This is a genomic window from Pandoraea sp. SD6-2, assembly GCF_000389825.1.
Classification (GTDB): Bacteria; Pseudomonadota; Gammaproteobacteria; order Burkholderiales; family Burkholderiaceae; genus Pandoraea; species Pandoraea communis.
On sequence record NZ_KB944441.1, the window covers coordinates 21,500 to 27,499 of the forward strand.

The 6,000-nt window shown below is 64.4% G+C and carries 6 protein-coding genes; all 6 read right to left on the bottom strand.

Translation table 11 applies throughout. The features are described from left to right. Positions 1–210 precede the first annotated feature (210 nt). Positions 211–939, bottom strand: coding sequence for a YoaK family protein (locus C266_RS12430; RefSeq protein WP_010805136.1), 729 nt, complete (start codon positions 937–939; stop codon positions 211–213). A gap of 33 nt (positions 940–972) precedes the next feature. After that, the gene (locus C266_RS12435; protein ID WP_081636263.1) at positions 973–2,121 is read right to left on the bottom strand and encodes a porin; all 1,149 of its coding nucleotides are present in this window, start codon (positions 2,119–2,121) and stop codon (positions 973–975) included. A 4-nt stretch (positions 2,122–2,125) separates the two neighbouring features. Beyond that, the gene (locus C266_RS12440; protein ID WP_010805138.1) at positions 2,126–2,419 is read right to left on the bottom strand and encodes a XapX domain-containing protein; all 294 of its coding nucleotides are present in this window, start codon (positions 2,417–2,419) and stop codon (positions 2,126–2,128) included. Positions 2,420–2,456: 37 nt separating this feature from the next. Next, positions 2,457–4,070 carry an MFS transporter gene (locus tag C266_RS12445; RefSeq protein ID WP_010805139.1) on the bottom strand — a complete coding sequence of 538 codons (1,614 nt, stop codon included), beginning with the start codon at positions 4,068–4,070 and terminating at the stop codon, positions 2,457–2,459. Continuing rightward, positions 4,067–4,501, bottom strand: a complete 435-nt coding sequence (locus tag C266_RS12450; protein ID WP_010805140.1) for a DoxX family protein — start codon at positions 4,499–4,501, stop codon at positions 4,067–4,069. Before C266_RS12450 ends, C266_RS12445 begins: the two co-directional genes overlap by 4 nt. A gap of 49 nt (positions 4,502–4,550) precedes the next feature. Next, on the bottom strand, positions 4,551–6,000 hold a 1,450-nt coding region (locus C266_RS12455; protein ID WP_010805141.1), incomplete at its 5' end, for an amidohydrolase.

Sequence of the window (6,000 nt, forward strand, 5' to 3'; positions counted from 1 at the left end):
GCGTGCCGTGAGCGTGCAAAACCAGGAGAGATTAATGGGCGGCGCAGGCCATCACTATTGTCTGTTTGTATTACCCGGCTGGATCTTCGGCCGGGGCGCGGACTTTGGAACGCTGTTTGCTCAGATCTGATCGGCTCGGCGCTGACGGCGCGGATGTGAGGGGGGAACCGCAAGAAGGCGAGGGCGTCTCGGGTTCACTCGTCTGCCGATTCACTTCTGAAGGCTGTTGGCTTCATCGCGCCAAGTCGAGAGACTGAGCGCCAGCAGCAATACGATTGGCAAAACTACACACCAGAGCGAAAGCACTGAATAGCCAAGGGCGCCGAGCGCAGCGCCCGATGCGAAACCCGCGAGCGCCGGCACCATTTTCTTGAGCCGGCCGCGTATGGCTTTGCGTTCCACCTCGGATGCGGATGGCAGGTCCACCAGATCAATGACGATTTGCGTGGTATTCCCCGTCATGATCGTAGTGGGGCCCAGGTCTGACAACGACGTTCTGGACAGTGCGTTCTGAATCCCCATGGCCACGACGGCAAGCGTCCCGGCGACGATGGCCATCGGCGTATCCGGGTCGGAAATGGGGGAGGCTTGCAGTCCGGCAATCATGAAAAGAACCAGCGCGGTGGCCTCGGCAAATAGCAACAGCGGCGGTGCCGATTGGCTGTTCCGTACCATGCGTGACTCGGTCAGCCGGGTGGCCGCAACTGCCAGTGCGAACGTGGGCAGCGCGAGCAGTTTGGCGAGCAGGCCCGCCGAATCGCCAGCGATGTCGACGCCGATCATCACGAAGTTCCCTGTCACGTGCGCCGTGAACAGGCCGAACAGTGAAATGAACCCGACCACATCGACATAGCCTGCGACGAAAGCCAGGATGCCGCCGAACGCTGGTCCCGAAAGCGCAGGGCGGCGGCCCGTGTCTGGGAGCTGTATGGGGGTCAATGCAGTCTCCCGCGAGAGTGGGTCAACTGACGCTCAGAAGCTGTGGCGCAGCGCAATGGCGAACGTCTGCGGGTCGGCGCCGGCCTTGATGCCGACGTTATTGATGGCGAAGTCATAGGTCGCGTTGCTGCGGTTGTTGATGCGGCTGTAGTAAGCGTAAAGCCCGGTTCGCTTGGAAAGGGGGTAGTCATAGCCGACGGTTACCTGAAATGCGCCGGTCTGCGAACCGCTTCGAACGGCGCCGATGGTTTCCGTCGCCGTGCCGGTGCCGTTGCCGACGAAGGCGAGGCCTGCACGTAGGCTGCCGGTGCCAAGCTGCTGTATCAGCGAGACATAGTAGCCATTGCGCGTCAGGTCTCCCGTGGCGGTGCGATAGTGCAGGCGTTCATACACGGCACTGATGCGCGTCGACGGGAACTGGTAGGAAACGCCTGCCTTGATGGCATCGTCGTTGCGGCCGCTGGTCTGGTAGTGCTGGTGGATTTCGTAGGCCAGCGTCAGGTTCAGGTTGCCCTGGTCATAGGCAGAGGCAAAGGAATACAGCGCTGGATTGCGCGGCACCGTTGTCTTTTCCTGCGGCAGTCCCCAGGCGATGGCGCCGCTGAAGCCGTGCCACTTCGGCGACTGATAGTGCAGCGAGTTCTTCTGCCGTCGATCGAATGCGCTGGTGTTCTGAACATTGTCGCTGGTGGCCGCAGAGCCATTACCCATCAGCGCCATGTAACCCGCAGTGGTGGCGTAATACGGGTCGTAACTCTTGGTTGCACTTGTGTACGGTGTGTCCCAGTTGCCCATGAAGAGGGTGCCGTACGGGCCCTGAAGGCCAAGCCGGCTATCTCGCCCGGCAATTTCCCCGGAGCCGTTGTTGATCGACAGGGCGCTTTCAATTTGCCAGATCGCCTTGATCCCATTGCCTAGCGGTTCTTCGCCCACCATGCCGAACACGGAGCGGTTATTCGTGAGGCGCGCCGCATCGCCCAATTTGGTTCCATCGGTTGCGGGGGTCACGGTCACATACTCGACTGCCGTGTTCAGCCGGCCATAGATCGTGACGTTGCCGTCTGCCACGGCAGGTGCTGCGGCTGCGGACAACAACACCGCCAAGGCGACGTGAATGCGCCGGGGCGCGATTGCGTGAGTACGGCGGGAATGGGCCTCTGGCTGCTTTCGGGAACGACGCATGCTGTTATTGGCTCCCTTCTTTGCTACGCGCGGGGAGGGATGCCGACTGCTCGACGGCCGTGGCCGCATTGGGCGGGGTGCCCGTAATCTTAGGGACGCATTCGCCGCGGAACCATGCCATGGTGACGGGCTCTCCCGCCAGCATGCGCTTGACCGGCGGCACAACCTGCTCGCCAAGGAGCATGCCCAGCAGCCCGATCAAAGCAATTGCGGGGGGGGCAGGCGAGCGGACCTGCATCAGTGCATAGATGATGCCGACCAGAATGCCGGCGCCGAGGGAGACGATATAGAGTTTCATATAAGACCCGATGGAAAAGGGGGGAATCGGCGTGGTGCTACGCTGGCGGCAGGCCCACCCCGAGCAGGTGCCGGACGTGTGGCGGCTCGGCGCCCACGTGGAAACCGATCACGTCGCGTTGCAGATCGGCATCGGCATTGGGTACTCGCTGGTGCTGGCGCAAATGTTCGGCCCAGGACTCGACCAGAAACCACTCGGTCAGTAGTTCGGGGTCGGCCGGATCTTCCATCACGCCCCAACTGAACGCGCCGTCGCGCAGACGCTCTTCCGAGAGCTTGTGCACCACGTGCAGGAACGCATCGCGATTGGCGGGCGGGATGCAGTACTCGATCAGGATCATCACCGGACCACGGTCATGCGCAATCTCGTCGGCCATTTCCGGTTCGGGCCAGCGACGTGCGGGGCCGAGGTCCTCTTCACCGCTCGGCAGCCGCATGCGGCGCAGGATCAGCGCGGTAACGGCCAGCCCCGCCGCGGCAATCAGTAGCGCGTGCGGTGTACCCAGCGCCTGTGCCACAAAGCCCCAGATCAGGCTGCCACCGGCCAGCGCGCCGTTGAACACCATTTGGTAGACCGCCAGCGCCCGGCCGCGCACCCAGTTCGGCAGGATCGCCTGTGCCGCGCCGCCAAGCGTGGTCAGCGCAATGATCCACGCGGCGCCGAGCAGCAGCAGTAGCGGCAATGCCAACCCTATCGGGGGCGCGCTCGACAGTGCCGCCATGACAACCGCCGTGACGATCGCGGACAACAGCACCATGCCGTTGGCATCAAGCCGCTGTTGCAGTCTGGGCATCGTCAGCGCGCCGAGGATTGCGCCAGCGCCCACTGCACCCAGCAACACGCCATAGAGACTGGCACCGCCATGCAACAACTGGCGGGCGACCAGCGGCAACAACGCCCACACGCCGCTGCCGAAGGCAAAGTACACGGCGGCGCGCGCCAATACGATGTGCAGCTTGCTGTGCGCGCGGGTGAAGCGTAAGCCTGCGCGGAAAGCGCTGAAGAAGTGCTCGCGCAGCGGATCGCTGGGTTGTTCGGGGCGCTTCCACCAGATCAGCGCAGCGACGACGAACACGTAGCTGATCACGTCTGCGCTATACGTGGCGGCCGCGCCGAATGCCGCGAGCAACAGACCCCCGGCAGCCGGACCGATCGCACGGGAGACGTTCACGCCCAGCGAGTTCAGCGCCACGGCCTGTCGCAGCGTGCTCGGCGGCACGAGTTCGGGCACGATCGACTGCCACGTCGGCCCCATCATCGCCGCACCCACACCGCCGACGAACGCCAGTGCAATCAGGATTTCGATGGTCAGCGCATGGCGCCATGCCAGCAGCATCAGCGTGCCGCTGACCATGGCCAGTCCGATCTGGACCACGATCAGAAAGCGGCGCCGGTCGAGGATGTCGGAGAGCACACCGGCCGGAATCGCAAGCAGGAAGACGGGTAGCGTGGCGGCCACCTGAATCGTGGCGACCGCTGCCGGTGACGTGGAAAGATCGGTTGCCAGCCAGGCGCTGGCCACGTCGCGCATGAAGCTGCCGATGTTACCGAGGATCGTGGCCACCCACATGACCGCAAACGTGGGTAGGGCCAGCGGGGCAAACGTGCCCCCCGATGCAGGCTTGGCCGCCGAGGTGGCGGGTTGCGTCATGGTTGCCTCCGCGTGCGAAGGTCATCCCACGCCACGAGCAGGAATCCACCCACCAGACCCAGATGTTCGAAGAAGGCGTTAGCCATCGCGAACTGTGCCTCGGGCGGTGCGCTCCAAAACCGGTTGGCAAGGAACGTGGCCATGAATGTGAACGCTGCCAGCGCCAGTGCACCGAGCCAGCGCCAGACGCCGGTCAGGATCGCGGCCGACGCACCAAGCTCCAGCGCAATTGTCGCCGCCGCCAGCGGCCCGGCGGGCGACAGGCCGAAGTGCTGCATTTCGGCCACTGCGCTGGAGAAGTCGAACAGCTTGACCAATCCCCCCTGCAGGTAGGCGGCGCACAGCAGGAGCAGGGCGATCCAGCGTAGCCAGCGAGGCAGCCGGTGTGTGTTGTTGCCGGCCGCACCCGGCGGGGGTGTCGAGATGGTCATGGCCGCTCTCCAATGGGGGGTGGTTAACGTGGATCCGTGGATCAGCGGATCAGAATGCCCAGCACGAGCAGCCCAGCGCGCCCCAGAACGTGCTTTCGTCCGACGCCGGCACGCCCGAGGTCCAGGCCTTGGCATGCGCGTGGCCATGCACGCCGCACGAACTGGCGCAGCCGCACGCGGTGTTCAGCGCCATTGCGCGCGCCTGGGTCTGCGGGCGCGGCTGGTACTGGCTGCCGTGGCGGGCCGGCGACCAGTCGGGCATCGCGGGCGGGATGTCGGGCGAATGCTTGCCGAACTCGCTGTCGCCATAGACCACCTTGCCGCCGAGCACGGTCAGCACCGACGTGATGTCCTGAATGTCGTCGCCCGGCACCGAGAAGTAGTCGGCCGACAACACGGCCAGGTCGGCCAACTGGCCCACCTTGATCTGGCCCTTCTTGCCCACTTCGGATGAGAACCACGTGTTGGCCTCGGTCCACAGGCGCAGCGCCGTGTCGCGATCGAGCAGGTTGGCCGGCGGATACATCGACATGCCGCCCACGGTCTTACCCGTGGTCAGCCAGTACAACGATACCCACGGGTTGTACGACGCCACGCGCGTGGCGTCGGTGCCGGCGCCGACCTTGACACCCTTCTCGAGCATCTTCTTGATCGGCGGCGTGGCTTCGGCCGCCCGGGCACCGTAGCGCTCGACAAAATATTCGCCCTGGTAGGCCATGCGGTGCTGCACGGCGATGCCGCCGCCAAGCGCCGCAATGCGGTCGATGTTGCGATCGGAGATGGTCTCGGCATGATCGAAGAACCAGTTCAGACCATCGAACGGGATGTCCTTGGCGACCTTCTCGTAGACATCGAGCGCGCGCGAGATGGTCTGGTCATAGGTCGCATGCAGACGCCACGGCCAGCGCTTTTCCGCCAGCAAGCGGATCACCGGCTCCAGATCGGCTTCCATCGACGGCGCCATGTCGGGACGCTCGACACGGAAGTCCTCGAAGTCGGCCGCCGTGTACACGAGCATTTCGCCGGCGCCATTGTGGCGATAGAGGTCATCGCCCTGGCCGGGGCTGACTTGCTTGACCCACTGGCTGAAGTCTGCGAGTTCGGCTTTGGGCTTCTGCGTGAACAAGTTATAGGCCAGGCGCACCGTGAGCTGACCTTCACGGTGCAGTTCCTCGATGATGCTGTAGTCCTCGGGGTAATTCTGGAACCCGCCACCCGCGTCGATCACGCCGGTCACACCGAGGCGGTTCACCTCGCGCATGAAATGGCGCGTCGAGTTCTTCTGATACTCGGGCGGCAGCTTCGGGCCTTTCGCCAGCGTGGCGTAGAGAATGGTCGCGTTCGGCTTGGCGAGCAGCAACCCGGTCGGATTGCCCGACGCGTCGCGCACGATCTCGCCGCCCGGCGGGTTGGGCGTGTCTTTCGTGTAGCCCACGGTGCGCAGTGCGGCGCCGTTGAGTATCGCGCGGTCGTACAGGTGCAGGATGAACACCGGCGTG